We start from the raw sequence: 15,589 nt of genomic DNA on the forward strand, positions 1-15,589 counted from the left end.
CATGCCGAGTTCCCCGCTGGTCTCCTGAACGGCCGAGGCGGCTCCGCCGCGTTCCCGTCCACCCGTGTGATCGCCGCGACGCCGACGGCGGCGACGAGGAGCCCCACCGCTTGGACGCGCGCGAGGCGGAACCTGCGCAAGCGAAGGCCCTTGGGACGAGCACTTATTGGAGGTGTGCGGTACTCGCGGCTCCTGCGGTGCCACGGGCAGCGCGCAGGACCGCGGACATCAGGGTCAGGCCCACACCGATGGCCAGGGTGTGCTCGACGATGGCGAGTGCCAGGTATTCGGCGGTCTCGAAGCCTCCCGGCCGCAGGATCACCATCGGCAGCTTCCAGGCGCTCCAGGCGAACAGCGAGCCCGAGGCCCCGAAGGCCAGCGTCAGCGGGATCCACAGCGGAAGGCCGGCCGGACGGCGGCGCGTCAGCACCCAGACGCTCCAGGCTCCGAGCAGGGCCCACACTCCCGAACTCCCGCTCAGCAGTCGCCCGTTGAGGTCCAGATGGTCGCGACGAGCCGGATCGAAGCCCAACGTCGCGCCCAGCGCCCAGGAAGACCAGAGCAGGCCCAGGGCGAGGGCCACGGCCATCGCCGCCTTGATCGGCTTGGACGAGCGGAGACGTCCCTGCCCGACCTGCCCGAGGAACGCCCGCGGCCATCGCTCCCTCAGGTAGATCGGTACGGCCACGGCCAGCCCCACGGCCATCCCGGCGAAGCCGATGGTGAGGAACGCGGTCTCCCACTGCGGCATCAGGCTCGGCTCGTCAGCCCCATCTCCCCCATCGCCGCCCGAGCCGACCCCTACCGCGCCGAGGACACCGCTGAGCATCGCGTACGGAAGCATCGGGACCAGGAAACCCGCGCCCACCCAAGAGAAGAACAGCACCGGCTCAGGGCGCAGGCGACGTCCCCATGGCCGGGCCAGCGCCAGTCCCAGCGCGACCCCGGTCACCGCCATCACCACGGTGACGGCGTTCAGTGCCATCCAGTCCGCGGTGCCGAAGCCGTCCGGAGCGTCCCCGAACAGGGCCATGACGACCCAGACGACCTTGACGGACAGATAGAGGGACATGCTCAGCGCGGCGCCATGGCCCGCGGCCCTGCGGGCGGTGCTCCAGCGCGCCCCCACACCCTTCGCCGCCGGAAGCCCCGCCAGATCCTGCGTCACGTGAACCCATCCCCCGAAGCGATCGCTCTCGACACTCGGCGAGTCTTCTGGAGGCGACGGCCGATCGGCACCCGCCGAAGTGTGAACGGGCAGGCGTCCGTTCCCCCGCACGGGTGAGGCCAGGCGAGGGCGCGGGGCCTTCGCCCTGATGGTGACGGTCGGCGCGCTGTTGTTGCCGGTCGGTCTGCTCGCCCTGCGCGGGTGTCCGACGTGCTGGACGATCGGCCTCGTTCAGACGGTCTCCCGTGGCCGCCTGGAACGGACCTGCGTCGACGGCCGCTGCGAACTGCGCGTCGCCGACCCCACGTAGGCCCGGAACGAGGGCACCGGGCGCGTCACCGGGCGATGTGGATGAAGTTCTCGACCTGGCTCGTGCGGATCGTTCGTCGGCCGTAGTGGTGGCCGCCGTTCCGGTTGTACTCCTCGATGGTCACCGTGCCGCGTCCGACGTGGGAGACGTAGGCGACGTGACCGAAGCGACCACGGTTCCACTGGGCCACCGCGCCGACCGTGGCCCGACGGTCGACCCTGACCCCGACGCGTCGTGCGGCGTTGTCCCAGTTGTTGGCGTTGCTCCAGCGGACGCCCTTGTAATGGTTGTGGAAGCGCACGCCGAGCTGCCGCATTCTCCAGGCCACGAACGAGGTGCATTCGCGCTTGTAGAAGTTCCACGGATCCGCCTCGTGCCAGGAGCCGTTCCGATACGGGTAATCGTCACCTGCCGCGACCGAGGATGCCTTGGCGGCGACGCTTTCGATGTGGGCGGTCGTCGCAGACCAGGCGGGTGCCGCTCCCAGCATCGCGACGGCGACCAGGCCCGTGCAGGCGACAGCCGAGATCTTGCCCATCGGGCCCCCTAATGCGCTCCGGGTGGAGGCCCATCGCCGCCCGCCCGATAATCACTCACCGTAATTGAATGACTGCGACGTCTGTCATGTCGCCGAGGTGAGCAGGTCATGGCCGCAGGGCCGTTCATGCGTTTCCGGACGAACGGACGCATCGTCCGCGCCGCCGACGGCGAGGCGGTGCCATCATCTCCGTCATGCGTCCAGACCCGATCGACGTGCAGGCGTGGTGGCGGGAGCGGCGGGTTCCCGATGGGGAGTTCGTCGTGTACGGCGACGGTGGTCTGGTGGTCATGGACCTGTCGTTCGATGGAGGCGGTGTCCCGCGCTGGCGGCCGGTGTTGCGGGCCTCGCGGTGGGAGCCGGTCGAGTGGCTGGACGTCGATGCCGTACTGGCGAGAGACGCCCACGAGGGGCACCGGGTGCTTGCGGGGGAGGCGTCGCACGGGAGCATCGGCTGGGTGGCGTTGACCAGGGGCGACGACACGCTGGAGTGGGCGGCGATCTCGCAGTGGTCCAATCCGTTCGCGCACGTCGCCCTCGACGCCGTCACCGTCACGGCCATCAGCACGTCCGGGCACGTCTGGGCCTTCCCACGAGGGGCTCCCCAGCACGTGATCGTGCGCGAGGCGGGAGTGGTCGGGTGAGTCTGCGGGTGCGGTTGTTCCTCTCTCACTTGGCGGCGGTGCTGATCTCGGTCGTCGCCATGTTCGCCGTGGCACCGTTGCTCGTGCCGGCCGGGTTCGATCCGGAGGGGGATCGGCGGACGGGGTTGGTCTCGTCCCGGGAGATCGAGGACGCGTTCAACGAGGCGCTGACCATCGCGCTGTCGCTCGGCCTCGCCGTCGCCGTGGTGGCGGCGGTGGTGTTCTCCCGGCTGCTGCTGCGGTCGCTGGACCGGATCCGTGCGGCCACGCATCGCATGGCCGCCGGGCACTACGGCGAGCAGGTGCCGCTGCCCGGCGAACCGGAGCTGCGCAAGCTGGTGGCCGACGTCAACAGGCTCTCCGCCGAACTGGCCGACGTGGAACGGCGGCGGGCCCGGCTGGTCTCCGAGGTCGCCCACGAGATGCGCACACCGCTCACCACGCTGCGCGGGCAACTCGACGGCGTCGTCGACGGAGTGTTCGCGCCCTCGGACGAGCTGTTCGCCTCGCTGATCGACGACATCGCCCGCCTTCAGCGGCTCGCCGGTGATCTCTCCAGCCTCTCCCGGACCGAGGAGGGGGCCTTCCGCCTCGAACGCGCCGAGACGGACGTGGCCGCCATGGCGTTGCGGGCGGCGGAGCGGCTGCGTCCTCAGTTCGTCGACCAGGGTGTCGAGTTGCGGGTCGAGGTGCCGGGGCCGGTCCGGGCCGAGGTCGATGAGGGACGCCTCGCGCAGGTGGTCACCAACCTGCTGGGGAACGCGCTCGCCGCCACCGATCCCGGCGGCCGGGTCGAGATGAGCGTGGTGCGGGAGGGCGACGAGGCCGTGATCACCGTCGTCGACACCGGTGTGGGCATCGCCGAGGAGGACCTGGAGCGGATCTTCCACCGCTTCGAACGCGTGGAGCACGCCGGCCGGGCGGCGCCGGCGGCCGGCAGCGGCATCGGCCTGACCATCGCCCGGGGCATCGTCCACGCCCACGGCGGCGAGATCACCGCACGCTCCCCAGGGCCGGGCGAGGGGGCCACGTTCCGTGTCCGGCTGCGGGCGCCGTGACCTTCATACGGGCTTCATGTTCCCCCACGCCCGGCGTGGCAGAGTGACGGCCATGACCGCGCAGCGGGTCCTCGTCGTCGACGACGAGGCCAAGATCCGGATGGTGGTCCGGGGATACCTCGAAGCCGACGGGTTCACGGTGAGCGAGGCCGCGGACGGCCCCGGCGGGCTGCGCGCCGCGCTCGACGATGAGCCGGACCTGGTGATCCTGGACGTCATGCTCCCCGGGCTCGACGGTTTCGAGGTGCTGCGCAGGCTCCGGTCGAGCAGCGACGCCCCGGTCATCCTGCTGACCGCCCGGGACGAGGAGATCGACCGTGTCGTCGGCTTCACCGCCGGCGGCGACGACTATGTCACCAAGCCGTTCAGCGCACGGGAGCTCGCCCTGCGGGCACGCGCCATCCTGCGCCGCGCGACCGCGCCGGAGGCGGACGACGGCCTGCTGCGTTTCGACGGTCTGCTCATCGATCCGGGTCGTCGGGCGGTGGTCGTCGACGACGGCCGTCACGTCGATCTCACCGCGCTCGACTTCGACATCCTGCGGGCCCTCGCGCGGGCGCCCGGCCATGTCTTCACCCGCCGTCAACTGCTGGAGCGCGTCTGGGGGTACGACTTCTTCGGTGACGAGCGGGTGGTGGACGTCCACATCGCCACCCTCCGTCGGGAGCTGGGCGACGCCGCCGGGCGACCGCGGTTCATCGGCACGGTCCGCAACGTCGGCTACCGGCTGGTCGCGCCTCCCGCCGGCGGGTGAGCGGGCGCGCCGGCCCGGGGGGGCACCCGTCCCCCCGGGCCCGCAGGGGTTTCACAGCTTTCGCACGAACCAGGACGTCACGGCCTCGTACCGCTCCTTGATCGGTGGGCAGTGCCCACTGCCGCCGGTGATCTTCACCTCGCCGTCGGCGGACGAGGCGGCCAGACGCCGGAGATCGCCGACCGGTGCCAGGGGGTCGTCGGGTGTGTTGATGGCCAGGATCGACGCGTTCGTACGCAGCGTGCCCACCAGACCCTGGTTGACCAGTGACGCCGTGCGGGCGATCCGTCCCAGTCGCTCGGTGTCATCGACGGGGACGTTGTAGCGTGCGGCCAGCGCCGCCCGGGTCATCGGCGGCAACCGTTCGATCATGGCGGGTCCCAGGTCGAGACCCTGATGCACGGGACCGCAGATGGAGGCGACGGCCTTGACCCGCTTGTCCGTGAAGGCGAGCCGACCGACCGTGTTGCCCCCGTAGGAGGCGCCCATGGCGCCGATCCGCGTCGTGTCGACCCCACGCTCCGTCTGCAGCCTGTCGACGACGGCGCGGTAGAGCCGATCCATGTCCGGCCGATCCGCGGGCCAGGCCCGGCTGTCGCCGAAGCCGGCGTTGTCCAGCGCGACCATGCCGATCCCGGCGGGTGCGAGGTGCCTCTCGAAGAGGGTGAAGTGGGTGGTCTTGGCGACATCGATGCCGCCGGAGGTGACCACGACCGGGAATCGGCCCCCGCCCTTGGGCAGATGCAGGTACGCCCGCAGCAGCCCGCCCTCGAACGGTATCCGCAGCTCTCGGACGCCCGCCTCGGTGAGGCCGGCCGCCCGGACGTACGCCGCTTTCGCCGCCGTGTACGCGGCCCTCTCTCGTGCGGACTCGCGATGCTCCGGGTAGGCGGCCAGCGTGTGATACGTGGAGGCTTCCAGCCATCGCCTGCGTTCCTCGGCGACGTCGCCGCGCACGTGCGCGATCTCGGCGTGGCGTTGCGCCCGTCGTCCGGCCGCGCTCCACTCCGTGATCCAGTTGCCGGCGCCGGGGGCGATCACGGTGTCGTACCACGCGGGGTTCTCCCGCTTGCCGCGCGCGTTCTTGATGCGCAGGAGCACCGCGTTCATCACGACGGGGTCGCCGCCCTGCTGTTCCCAGGTCGTCAGCCGGAGGGACCGGAACCACTGGTCCTCGTTGAACTCCACCGGCGTCGCGCCGGAGTCGGCCGCGGCACGTCCCGCCGCCGAACCTCCCGCACCGCACCCGGTCAGTGCCAGTCCCACCGCCACGGCGAAAGCCGCCGCCATGGAACGATGCCCGATCTCTCGCATGTTCGTCACTCCCGTTCGTTCGGCCGATGGGCACCAGTCGAACGCGGCGGAATGTGGCTCCTGCGGTGGGGCGCATGAAGCTCCCGCAAAGAGCCGGGCCCGGTCCGGCACGGGCGTGAATCCTTTTGAGGGTCGGTCGCCTCCTATGGTGAGAGACCGGCGGCGGGCCGGTCTCCCGGCTCGGAGGTTCTCCATGGTCATCGCTGGTGTGGTGGGCGCGGCCGTCCTGGTCTGCGCGTGCGCGTACTCCCTGGCGCGGCGGCGGTCCCGTGGCTGAGGGGGGTTGGCCGAGTGCGCAGGTGGTCGCCGCCGCGCGTGACGGTGACGTCGACTCGCTGACGGCGCTGGTGTCCGGGGCGCATCCGCATGTGCGGAGGTTCGCGCGGTCGCTGTGCGCGACCCCGGAGGACGCGGAGGACGCCGCGCAGGAGGCCCTGATCATCCTGTATCGGAAGATCGGGACGCTGCGGGCCACCGGGGCGTTGGCGTCGTGGATGTTCCGCATCGTGCGCAACGAGTGCGTTCGGCGCTCCCGGCTCATGCTTCGGCGGCGCGAACGGATCCGGGATCGGCCGCTGCCCTCGGCGGAGGACGAGGTGATCCGGAGGCTGGAGGTGGGACGGGTGGTCGCGGCGATCGCCGCGCTGCCCGCCGAGCAGCGTCAGGTGCTGATCATGCGGGACGTCCAAGGGCACGGCGGTCGCACGGTCGCCGACGCTCTGGGGCTCAGCGTCCCCGCGATGAAGTCGCGGCTGCACCGGGCCCGCGCCGCCGTCGACCAGACCCTGAACGGCCCGACGGAAGGAGACGACGGCGATGTCTGAGGCGATCGATTTCGGCAGCGCGTCGCTGCCGCGCCATCTCGCGCGCGGCCTGATCGGGTTCGGCTCGTTCGCCGGGGCCTTCGTCCTGTTGGCGACGGTCGGCCCGGTCGGGGCGCTGCTGTTGCCGGTCGGTCTGCTCGCCCTGCGCGGGTGTCCGACGTGCTGGACGATCGGCCTCGTTCAGACGGTCTCCCGTGGCCGCCTGGAACGGACCTGCGTCGACGGCCGCTGCGAACTGCGCGTCGCCGACCCCACGTAGGCCGGAACGAGAGCCGGGCACGGAGTCGTTCCGTGCCCGGCTCATCCGGGTCGGTTCGCACTCCTCGGCGGCGAGGTCATCGCCCACAGCATCCGGGACCGCCGCCGGCGTTCAGTTCGTGACGGGTTCCCGTCGGGTGGCCGGGTCGACGGTGCCGCGTGGCTCGCCCGCGCGGAGGAAGCGGCCGGTGCGTCGGCGGGCCGTGAGGGGGTCGGCGCGTCCGGAGGCGAAGAGGAGGTTGCCGGCGACCAGGGTCGCGGTGACGGCGCGGTCGTTGCGGTTCACCATGCGGTCGAGGCCGCCGAAGGCCTCGACGGGCGCTTCGGTGGGGCGGTCGACCGACTCGTCGAGCCCGGCGGGGTCGATCACGACGAGGTCGGCGCGGTCGCCTTCGCGCAGGGTCCCGGCGTCGATGCCGTACCACTGGCCGAGCTCGCCGGTGAGCCGGTGCACGGCTCGTTCGATGGACATGAAGCCGGAGCGGTGGGCGCGCCGCAGCAGGCGGAGCGGGAAGTTGTAGAACGCCATGTTCCGCAGGTGCGCGCCCGCGTCGGAGAAGCCCATCTGCACTTCGGGGAGCGCGGAGAGCTTGTCGAGCACCTTGGGCCGGTGGTTGGAGATCGTGGTGTACCAACGGACCTTCGTCCCGTGCTCCACGACGAGGTCGAGGAACGCGTCCACGGGGTGCAGGCCGCGTTCGTCGCCGACCTGACCGAAGGTCTTGCCCACGACCGACTCGTCGGGGCAGGCGAGGATGTGCGCGTCGTAGAAGTCGCGGTGCCACACCCGGGGCGTCCACCGGCGGTCGTACTCGCGGCGGAACCGGCGACGGTACGCCTCGTCGCGCATCAACGCGTTACGGGCCTCGTCCTGAAGATGCAGCGCGGCGGCACCGGAGCCGAGCTCCTCGAAGACCACCAGGTCGATGCCGTCGGCGTAGATGTCGAACGGGACCGGCAGGTGCTGCCAGCGGAAGTCGGCGCGGCCGACGTTGTTGGCGAGGCGCGCGATCGGGCCCATCGTGTGGTGCAGCAAGGGGTTGGCCTTGACGTCGGCGGCGGTGAGGAAACTGGTCTTCAACGCCGGACGCAGACCGACGCCCATGGACTCCGCCAGGTAGAGCGCGAGGCTGAACGGCGTGGTCAGGTTCGGGATCGACTGCAGGACCCGACCCCGGCCCCGCAGGACCCGGTGCAACATCCGGTACTCCCGCCACGACGCGTACGTCGAGGGCAGGGTGCGCGATCGGTAACGGTCGCCGTCCAGCTTGTCCCACGGGTTGCGCATCTCCGACAGGCCGACGAATCCGGCGTCGAGCGCCTGGGTGAGCAGTCCCCGCATCCGGCGCAGCTCCGCCGTGGTCGGCGCGACCCGGCGGTCGGTGGATCGGCCGAGACCCATCACCCCGGCCCGAAGGTCGGAGTGTCCGAGGAACGCGGTCACGTTCGGGCCCAGCGGCAGCGACTCCAGGGCGGTGATGTACTCCGCCGCGTTCGACCAGGTCCCGTGCTCGGTCAGGGCGCGGATCACCTGCTGTCGGGGGACGGCCTCCACCCGGCTGAACAGGTCCGCCGCGTCGGTCGGACCGACGTGCACGACGCCCAGCGAGCACGATCCGAACATGACGGTGGTGACGCCGTGCCGCACCGACTCGGTCAGCCCCGGTGCCAGCAGCACCTCGGCGTCGTAGTGGGTGTGGATGTCGATGAACCCCGGCACGACCCAGCGCCCGGCGGCCTCGATCACCTGTGGGCAGTCGGTGGCGTCCAGTGTCGTCTCCGACACCGTCACCACCCTGCCGCCTCGGATGCCGAGATCACGTACGGCCGACGGCGCGCCGGTGCCGTCGAACCAGCGGCCGCCGCGAACGATCGTGTCCCATCCCATGGGCAAGATAGAAACCGATCGGTCTCAAAGTGTCAAGGCGCGCCGTCCCGTAACCTTGGGCCATGGCGAACCGTGCCGTGATCGCGTCCGAGGAGGGTCCGGGCGTGCGTCGTCGGCGCACCCAACGGGAGCGCCGCGAGTCCACGATCGGCCGGCTGCTCGACGCGACGATCGCCGTGATCGCGGAGAACGGGTACGCCCAGACCTCGCTGGGGCTGATCTGCGAACGCTCCGGGGTGTCGCGCGGGGGCCTCTTCCGGCACTTCGACTCACGGCTGGACCTGATCGTCGCCGCCGCCGCCGAGGTCGGCGAACGGCACCTCGCCCACGTCCGGGCGCAACTGGCCGACCTGCGCGAGCCGAGCCTCCTCGAGGTGCTCCGGCTGATGCGGGCCCGCCACCGTTCCGTCGAGAACGTCGTGTGGTTCGAGCTCATGGTGGCCGCCCGCACCGACCCGGAGCTGCGGGTCCGGCTGAGCGAGACCGGTCGGCGGTTCTTCGCCGACATCCTCGCCGTCGCGCGGCTGGTGCCGGGCAGTGAGCTGTTCGCCGACGAGGACCTCGAACTGTTGGTCAACAGCCTGGAGCACCTCTTCGACGGGGAGACCATCCGCCGCGAGATCGCGCCGGACCCCGCCGTCGAGGAACGCCGGCTCGTGCTGATCTGCGAGTTCGCCGAGTTCCTCATCGGGCGTCGCCGGGAGGGCTGAGCCCTCGCGCCGGACGGCGCGTTTGTCCTCGGCTGCTAGCGCCGATCGCGTTTTTCCGTCGGTCGCGCCGTATTCCCGCGTCGAAGCCATCTGTGACACTCGCATCCCTGATATCTGGAGCATGAGCGTTCCGGATGGGTTCGAGGAGGTCGGATGAGGATCAGACAGGCGTTGGTCGCGTTCTGCGCGGCGATCGCGATGGTGGTGGCGGGGCCGTCGTACGCCTCCGCGCTGGACAGCCCGTACCAGCGGGGTCCGGACCCGACCGAGGCCTCGGTGAAGGCCATCGCGGGACCGTTCGCCGTCGACCAGGTCAAGGCCACGGGGCACACCGGGTTCGGCAGCGGCACCATCTTCTATCCCAAGGACGAGAAGGGCACGTTCGGCACCATCGCCGTCTCGCCCGGGTTCATCAGCCCGGAGGGCCTCGTCCACTGGTACGCCAAGACGCTCGCCTCCCACGGCTTCGTGGTCATGGCCATGGGCACCTTCACCGTGGCCGACCCGCCCCCCTCGCGGGGCGACCAGTTGCGGGCCGCGCTGGACTACATGAAGACCAAGAGCCCGGTCAAGGACAAGGTCGACCCGACCCGGCTCGGCCTCAGCGGCCACTCCATGGGCGGCGGCGGCACCCTGGACGCGGCGAGCAAGATGCCCGACCTCAAGGCCGCCGTGCCCCTCGCGCCGTGGTACCTCACCGGTGGGCCGGTGATCCCGAAGGTCAAGGCCCCCACGCTGGTCGTCGGCGCCAACATCGACTTCGTCGCGCCCATGGCGATCTTCGCCACGCCGTTCTACAAGGCGCTCACCTCGCCGAACAAGGCCCTGTTGACCCTGCCCGGCGACCACATGACGCCGTTCCTGCTGGCCAACCCGACCTTGACCAAGTTCGCGGTGTCCTGGTTCAAGCGGTTCCTGGACGACGACACCCGCTACGACCAGTTCCTGTGCCCCAACCCCGCCTCGTACGAGGGGACCTGCCCCCTCACCTGACCGAGGCCCGGCCTGAGACCGGCCCCTCGACGTGCAGGGGCCGGTCTCGGTCACGGCAGCGCCTAAACTCGAGGCGGCGAACAGCTCGATGATCGCCACCGACCCACCGAGGGCCTCTGCGACGCGGACGACGACAGACGGCTGTTGGGCGACTGACGAAGCCGAGGACGAGACAGCGATGGCGGCAGCCGATCCGGTCAACCAGCGACGCTACCGGGGCATGGACGGCCCCGAACGCGTCGCCGCCCGCCGCGCGAGCCTCCTCGAGGCCGGCCTGCAGCTGTTCGGCACCGTCGGCTACAACGCCACCACCGTCAAGGACATCTGCCACCACGCGGAGCTGGGCAGGCGGTACTTCTACGAGTCCTTCACCGACCGCGAGGCCCTCCTCCTGGCCATCTACGACACCCACATCACCCGGACGCTGACCGCCGTCGCCGAGGCCCTCGGCCGGGCCGCCCCCCAGATCGAGGCCCAGTCCGAGGCCGGCCTGACGGCGCTCATCCACTCCCTCGGCTCGGACCCGCGCGTGACCCGCCTGGTCTTCCACGAGATCATCCGCGTCGGCACACCGACGACGGAGGCCCGCTACCGGCAGGTCCGCCGCGACTTCGGCGAGTTCATCCTCGACACCCTCACCCGGACCCTGGACGTCCCCCGCACCAAGCGCATGCGCCTGGGCGCCACCGTCCTCGTCGGCGGCGTCACCGAACTCATGACCGAATGGCTCCTCGTCGACACCCCCGCCGACCTCGACGAACTCATCGACATCGCCCGCACCCTCTTCGACCTCCTCTACCAACGCTTCCTCCACGAACTCACGGAGAACGACACCGCCTGACCCGGAACGGCGGTACTGCGGAGCTCCGCCGTCCTCGCCGCCCCGCCGTCCGGACGGGTGCGTCGGTTTCTCCGGCCTCAATGGATGTCGGTCCTCGCCGTCGGTGCCGGTGGGCGCGCTTCTCCTTGTCCGTGGTGTACGCCGCCGTGGTCTGCCTGGGCCCGTTCGCGGGCTCGACGCTCTATGACGCCGTTTCCGGCGATCGACCGTCCTGACGCGAACGGCGCGGCCGCCGGTTACCCGTGCGCGCCGGCTGTAAACGTCGGTCGCTCGGCCGATGACGGACACGACGGTGTCCAGCGAGGAACCGCACTCTGCGCGGGTCTTGATCACGAAGCTGAGCGTTCGCACCCGCCGCACGAGCGTCCTGTCACTTCTCATGATCGTTTTTCCTGCCTAGCCTTGCGCCATTGACCTGACGGGCTCGCCTCACGGTGTCGATGCCGCGCGCACGGCCGGGTCACGGCAGTCTGTGCCGACTGAAGACCAGGGAGACGAGCATGACCGAACCTCTCGGCGGATGGCGGCGAAGACTCGCCGCGATCGCCGCGACACTGATGCTGGGCGCGTCACCGGTGGTGGTCGCGGCCGTGCCGGCGAACGCCGAACCGGCCCTGAAGGCCGCTTACGACCACGGCAAGGACAAGGGCAGGGCCCCGGGCACCCGAGGCCCCTTGCCTAAGGGCTTTTCCGCCACCGAGCTGACGGTGAAGTTCCGGTCGGACGATCAGGTACGGGTGCGGAGGGGGAAAGCCGCAGCCCGTGCCAGCGGAAATGCTGCGGCGTTGCAGAAGGTTCTGGATCGATATTCTGCGCGCATTCGTCCGTTGTCGAGCCGGTCGGAGCAATCCATCAGTGACCGGCGGGTTCAAGGGGAGAAGCGCACCGGCCGCCGGCTGCCGGACTTGAACTCCTGGTTCACCGTGACGGTCCCGAGGAACATCGAGGGCTTGCTGAAGGACCTCAACGCGCTCCCCTTCGTGGAGATCGCCCAAGCCGGCCCTGAGATCGCCCCCACAGCCGACCCGCTGCAACCCCAGCAGAAGTACCGCAACGCGGTCGGGGCCGCCGCAGGAACCGGTGTTGACGCCGATGCCGCACACACAGTCCCGGGCGGAAAGGGAGACCGTGTCACCGTCACCGACCTCGAAGGTGACATGACGATCACCCCGCGGCGGAACTCAGTCTCGGTCGCCGCGGGCGACGAACACACCTTGGTGGTCGATAATTACACCTCGGGAGTCTGGGCGGGTGGTGGCGGCGCACGTGGCCAACTCGGCATCGGCTCTACACAGAACAGCACCACGATGGTGGCGATACCCGGCCTATCGAACGTGAGTGCGGTGGCCGCCGGTGATGACTTCTCACTGGCGCTATCCAGCGGTGCCATCTGGGCCTGGGGTGCCAATGACCAGGGTCAGCTCGGCGATGGCACAACCACGGATCGTTCAACTCCCGTGAAGGTCAACGGTATCACTAATGCGGTGAGCATCGCGGCGGGAGCACGCCACGGAATGGCTGTGCTGTCCGACGGCACGGTGCGGGCATGGGGCGACAACGTCCATGGCCAACTTGGCGACGGCACGACGAATGACCGGAGCACCCCGATCTCGGTGTCCGCTCTGACGGGGGTGTCGACGATCGAACGTGGTGCTATCGATGGCGGGGCGGGTCACTCGCTGGCCCTGCTGGCGAGCGGCGAGGTAAAGTCGTGGGGGCTCAACGCCAACGGACAACTCGGCAACACCGCTACCACTGACAGCCTCACGCCGATCACCGTGCCCGGCCTGGCGGGTAAGCAGGTCGCTGCCGGAGCTCACCATTCATTGGTGGTGTCCTCCAACAACACCATTTCGGCCTTCGGTAAGAACGACTTCGGCCAGCTAGGGGACGGCACCACGGTCCAGAGGACCACTCCGGTACAGGTATCCACTGTCACCGGAGCCGTCATCGTGAGCGGCGGCTCCGACTACAGCCTCGCCACGAGCACCACTGACGGCCTCGCGCTGTGGGGCTGGGGTTCCAACGCTGAGGGACAACTCGGTAACGGCACGACCGCCAGTACCACCACGCCCGTCCGCTACCAGGATCCCGAGGCCGCCTCGGTGATGCGGGCCGTCTCCGCGGGGACCCATCACACGATCCTCACTACGAACGACTACGGCATATGGTCATTTGGTGACAACGCCGCAGGACAGCTTGGGCTGGGCACCACCACCGACACCAATGTCCCGACGGAGCCGCTGCGCCTCAACCTGTGGAACTTCTGCCATGAGGATCTGGCCCACACCACGCCGGAATTCCTGAAGCCCTCGATCGACGGCCCCTGCTCGACCCGCAGCCACGGCACAGGTGTGGCTGGGATCATCGGTGCCAAGGACGGCAACGGCAAGGGCATTGCGGGCATCGCACCCAATGTTCGCTTTCGATTGGGCGACTCGCTGAGCTACGCCGACGCGCTGGCGGACACGGAGCCCGGCGATGTGTTGCTCTTTGAGTATGCGTTCGTGGTGAATAACAGACAGCACCCAGTGGAGCTGTCCGCTGTGTATTACGACCTGACGGTGCTCGCCACCGCAGCGGGGGTCACTGTCGTGGAGCCGGGCGGAAACAATACCGTCAACCTCGATGATCCCGCCAATCCCAATGCTGTGACCATCATGAGTCGTCCCGATTCGGGGGCGATCATGGTGGGTGCCGGAGAGCCTCCGAGCGATAATGGTGTCAACTGCGTAGACGCTAATCGGCCGGCTGAGCGCACCGCATGGAAGTACTCCACCTATGGATCCCGAGTGGATGTTCAAGGCTACGGGCTCTGCATAGCGACGCTCGGAGTGTCGAGCTGGAAGAACCTCACCCCTTCGGAAACGGATCCGAACAAGATGTACCGTGGTGAATTCGGTGGTACATCCGGAGCCGGCGCGATCGTCGCAGGTGTGGTGGCATCTCTCCAAGGTGTGGCCAAGCACATGGGCGCACCGCTCTCGCCCCAACTCGTGCGGCACATTTTGAAGGTGACCGGTACCCCTCAGCCACCATCGGATCCCAAGCATGTCGGGCCGCTACCCAATCTTCGGAGGGCAATCGATTTCCTCCGCGGCGGTATCGCGGTCGGAGGATCTTGGACTATGGCAGTGGGCAATGATGGGAAGGTGCGAAGTTGGGGCAGTAATTCTCATGGGCAGTTGGGAGATGGGACGACGACCGGCCGTAATGTTGCCGCCGAGGTGGCCGGGCTGTCCGGTGTCGTGCGGTCGCCGCGGGCACTGGCGGCAGGGTCTGCGCATGCGCTGGCGGTCAAGGCCGATGGCACGGTATGGGCCTGGGGCGAAAACTCCGCAGGACAGCTCGGTGACGGCACGACGACCAATCGTTCCCTTCCGGTGCAGGTGTCGGGGCTTTCGGGGATGACGGCGGTGGCCGCCGACGACTTCTGGTCATTGGCGTTGAAGTCCGACGGAACACTGTGGGCTTGGGGCGACGGCTTGGCTGGGCAGCTCGGAAATGGCGATCAGGAAAACCGAATGACGCCGGTGCAGGTGAGTGGCCTCACCGATGTGGTCGACATGGCCGCCGGTCGGCACCACGGCTTGGCGGTCAAGTCCGACGGCACCCTGTGGGCCTGGGGGGACAACACGTATGGCCAACTCGGTGACGGCAGCACCGACACCCGTCTCACGCCGGTGCAGGTGACCGCGATCGGCGATCTATCGACGTGGGCGGGATCTGTGGCCGCCGGGGATGGCCACTCGCTGACGGTCGGGTCCAATGGCGCGGTGGCGGCCTGGGGCCGCAACGACCTGGGCCAACTGGGCACGGGTTCCACGGGTCCCGATGTCATCGCTCCGCACGTTGTCAGCGGCCTCACGGGGGTGTTCGGTGTCGGCGCCGGAGCCTCGCATTCGTTTGCCATGAGGTTCAACCGGACCACCTTCGCCTGGGGCGCCAATGACCACGGAATGCTCGGGCTGGGCTCCACCGGCGAGACCATGCCCAAGCCGTCGCTTATCGGTACCCTCACCGGGGCGACGAGCTCCGTCGGCTCTGGCATCCATTCTGCGGCCATGCTGCATAACGGCACCGCTTACACCTGGGGTTACGGCGGACACGGTCAATTGGGGCACGGCGACAATAACAGCCTCCATATCCCGGCGCCCGTCAGCGGCACGCCCTGACAGCCAACCGCATGAGCCGGGCACGGAGGAACTTCGTGCCCGGCTCGTCTCGCCGGCGGCAGCACAATGGCACCTACCTTGCTCAATCCCCGGTCAGACTCGTTGATCACTTGT

At 69.4% G+C, this 15,589-nt stretch carries 14 protein-coding genes; 10 read left to right on the forward strand and 4 right to left on the reverse strand.

The window, feature by feature from the left end; translation table 11 throughout:
* Positions 1 to 163: 163 nt before the first annotated feature.
* Positions 164 to 1,168: a hypothetical protein gene (locus DFJ69_RS19145; RefSeq protein WP_116023867.1), complete on the reverse strand. Its 1,005-nt coding sequence runs from the start codon at positions 1,166 to 1,168 to the stop codon at positions 164 to 166.
* A 148-nt stretch (positions 1,169 to 1,316) separates the two neighbouring features.
* Between DFJ69_RS19145 and DFJ69_RS34370 the strand changes: the two genes are divergently transcribed.
* On the forward strand, positions 1,317 to 1,478 hold the full coding sequence (locus tag DFJ69_RS34370) for a hypothetical protein (protein WP_170177480.1): 162 nt from the start codon (positions 1,317 to 1,319) through the stop codon (positions 1,476 to 1,478).
* Positions 1,479 to 1,503: 25 nt separating this feature from the next.
* On the opposite strand, the gene DFJ69_RS19150 is transcribed toward DFJ69_RS34370, so the two are convergent.
* Positions 1,504 to 2,016: a CHAP domain-containing protein gene (locus tag DFJ69_RS19150; protein WP_116023868.1), complete on the reverse strand. Its 513-nt coding sequence runs from the start codon at positions 2,014 to 2,016 to the stop codon at positions 1,504 to 1,506.
* 194 nt (positions 2,017 to 2,210) lie between these two features.
* Between DFJ69_RS19150 and DFJ69_RS19155 the strand changes: the two genes are divergently transcribed.
* Genes DFJ69_RS19155 through DFJ69_RS19165 form a run of 3 tightly spaced genes read left to right on the forward strand, consistent with a single transcriptional unit; the run spans position 2,211 to position 4,472 of the window.
* Entirely contained in the window at positions 2,211 to 2,660 is a 450-nt protein-coding gene (locus tag DFJ69_RS19155; RefSeq protein ID WP_116023869.1) for a hypothetical protein, read from the forward strand.
* On the forward strand, positions 2,657 to 3,718 hold the full coding sequence (locus DFJ69_RS19160; protein ID WP_211328660.1) for a sensor histidine kinase: 1,062 nt from the start codon (positions 2,657 to 2,659) through the stop codon (positions 3,716 to 3,718). The genes DFJ69_RS19155 and DFJ69_RS19160 overlap by 4 nt, the downstream gene beginning before the upstream one ends.
* Before the next feature lie 52 nt (positions 3,719 to 3,770).
* Positions 3,771 to 4,472: a response regulator transcription factor gene (locus tag DFJ69_RS19165; RefSeq protein WP_116023870.1), complete on the forward strand. Its 702-nt coding sequence runs from the start codon at positions 3,771 to 3,773 to the stop codon at positions 4,470 to 4,472.
* 51 nt (positions 4,473 to 4,523) lie between these two features.
* Here the strand turns inward: DFJ69_RS19165 and DFJ69_RS19170 are convergent, their stop codons facing one another.
* Positions 4,524 to 5,786: an alpha/beta fold hydrolase gene (locus tag DFJ69_RS19170; RefSeq protein ID WP_245974766.1), complete on the reverse strand. Its 1,263-nt coding sequence runs from the start codon at positions 5,784 to 5,786 to the stop codon at positions 4,524 to 4,526.
* 269 nt (positions 5,787 to 6,055) lie between these two features.
* Between DFJ69_RS19170 and DFJ69_RS19175 the strand changes: the two genes are divergently transcribed.
* Together DFJ69_RS19175 and DFJ69_RS19180 are read left to right on the forward strand one after the other, a co-directional pair.
* Positions 6,056 to 6,610, forward strand: coding sequence for an RNA polymerase sigma factor (locus DFJ69_RS19175; protein ID WP_116023872.1), 555 nt, complete (start codon positions 6,056 to 6,058; stop codon positions 6,608 to 6,610).
* The gene (locus DFJ69_RS19180; protein ID WP_116023873.1) at positions 6,603 to 6,869 is read left to right on the forward strand and encodes a hypothetical protein; all 267 of its coding nucleotides are present in this window, start codon (positions 6,603 to 6,605) and stop codon (positions 6,867 to 6,869) included. Before DFJ69_RS19175 ends, DFJ69_RS19180 begins: the two co-directional genes overlap by 8 nt.
* A 111-nt stretch (positions 6,870 to 6,980) precedes the next feature.
* On the opposite strand, the gene DFJ69_RS19185 is transcribed toward DFJ69_RS19180, so the two are convergent.
* On the reverse strand, positions 6,981 to 8,756 hold the full coding sequence (locus DFJ69_RS19185; protein ID WP_116023874.1) for an N-acyl-D-amino-acid deacylase family protein: 1,776 nt from the start codon (positions 8,754 to 8,756) through the stop codon (positions 6,981 to 6,983).
* 62 nt (positions 8,757 to 8,818) lie between these two features.
* Here DFJ69_RS19185 and DFJ69_RS19190 point away from each other — a divergent pair, with 62 nt between their 5' ends.
* The 4 genes from DFJ69_RS19190 (at position 8,819) to DFJ69_RS19205 (ending at position 15,475) form a co-directional block, all read left to right on the forward strand.
* A complete protein-coding gene (locus tag DFJ69_RS19190) occupies positions 8,819 to 9,466 on the forward strand; it encodes a TetR/AcrR family transcriptional regulator (protein WP_211328661.1) in 648 nt (215 codons plus the stop codon).
* Between the two features lie 153 nt (positions 9,467 to 9,619).
* Positions 9,620 to 10,459 (forward strand): alpha/beta hydrolase family protein, encoded by an 840-nt coding sequence (locus DFJ69_RS19195; RefSeq protein ID WP_116023875.1) that lies wholly within the window; start codon positions 9,620 to 9,622, stop codon positions 10,457 to 10,459.
* Between the two features lie 178 nt (positions 10,460 to 10,637).
* Entirely contained in the window at positions 10,638 to 11,300 is a 663-nt protein-coding gene (locus DFJ69_RS19200; protein ID WP_170177714.1) for a TetR/AcrR family transcriptional regulator, read from the forward strand.
* A 500-nt stretch (positions 11,301 to 11,800) separates the two neighbouring features.
* Positions 11,801 to 15,475 carry an RCC1 domain-containing protein gene (locus DFJ69_RS19205; protein ID WP_170177715.1) on the forward strand — a complete coding sequence of 1,225 codons (3,675 nt, stop codon included), beginning with the start codon at positions 11,801 to 11,803 and terminating at the stop codon, positions 15,473 to 15,475.
* Positions 15,476 to 15,589 lie beyond the last annotated feature (114 nt).

The sequence above is a fragment of the Thermomonospora umbrina genome (genome assembly GCF_003386555.1).
Classification (GTDB): domain Bacteria; phylum Actinomycetota; class Actinomycetes; order Streptosporangiales; family Streptosporangiaceae; genus Thermomonospora; species Thermomonospora umbrina.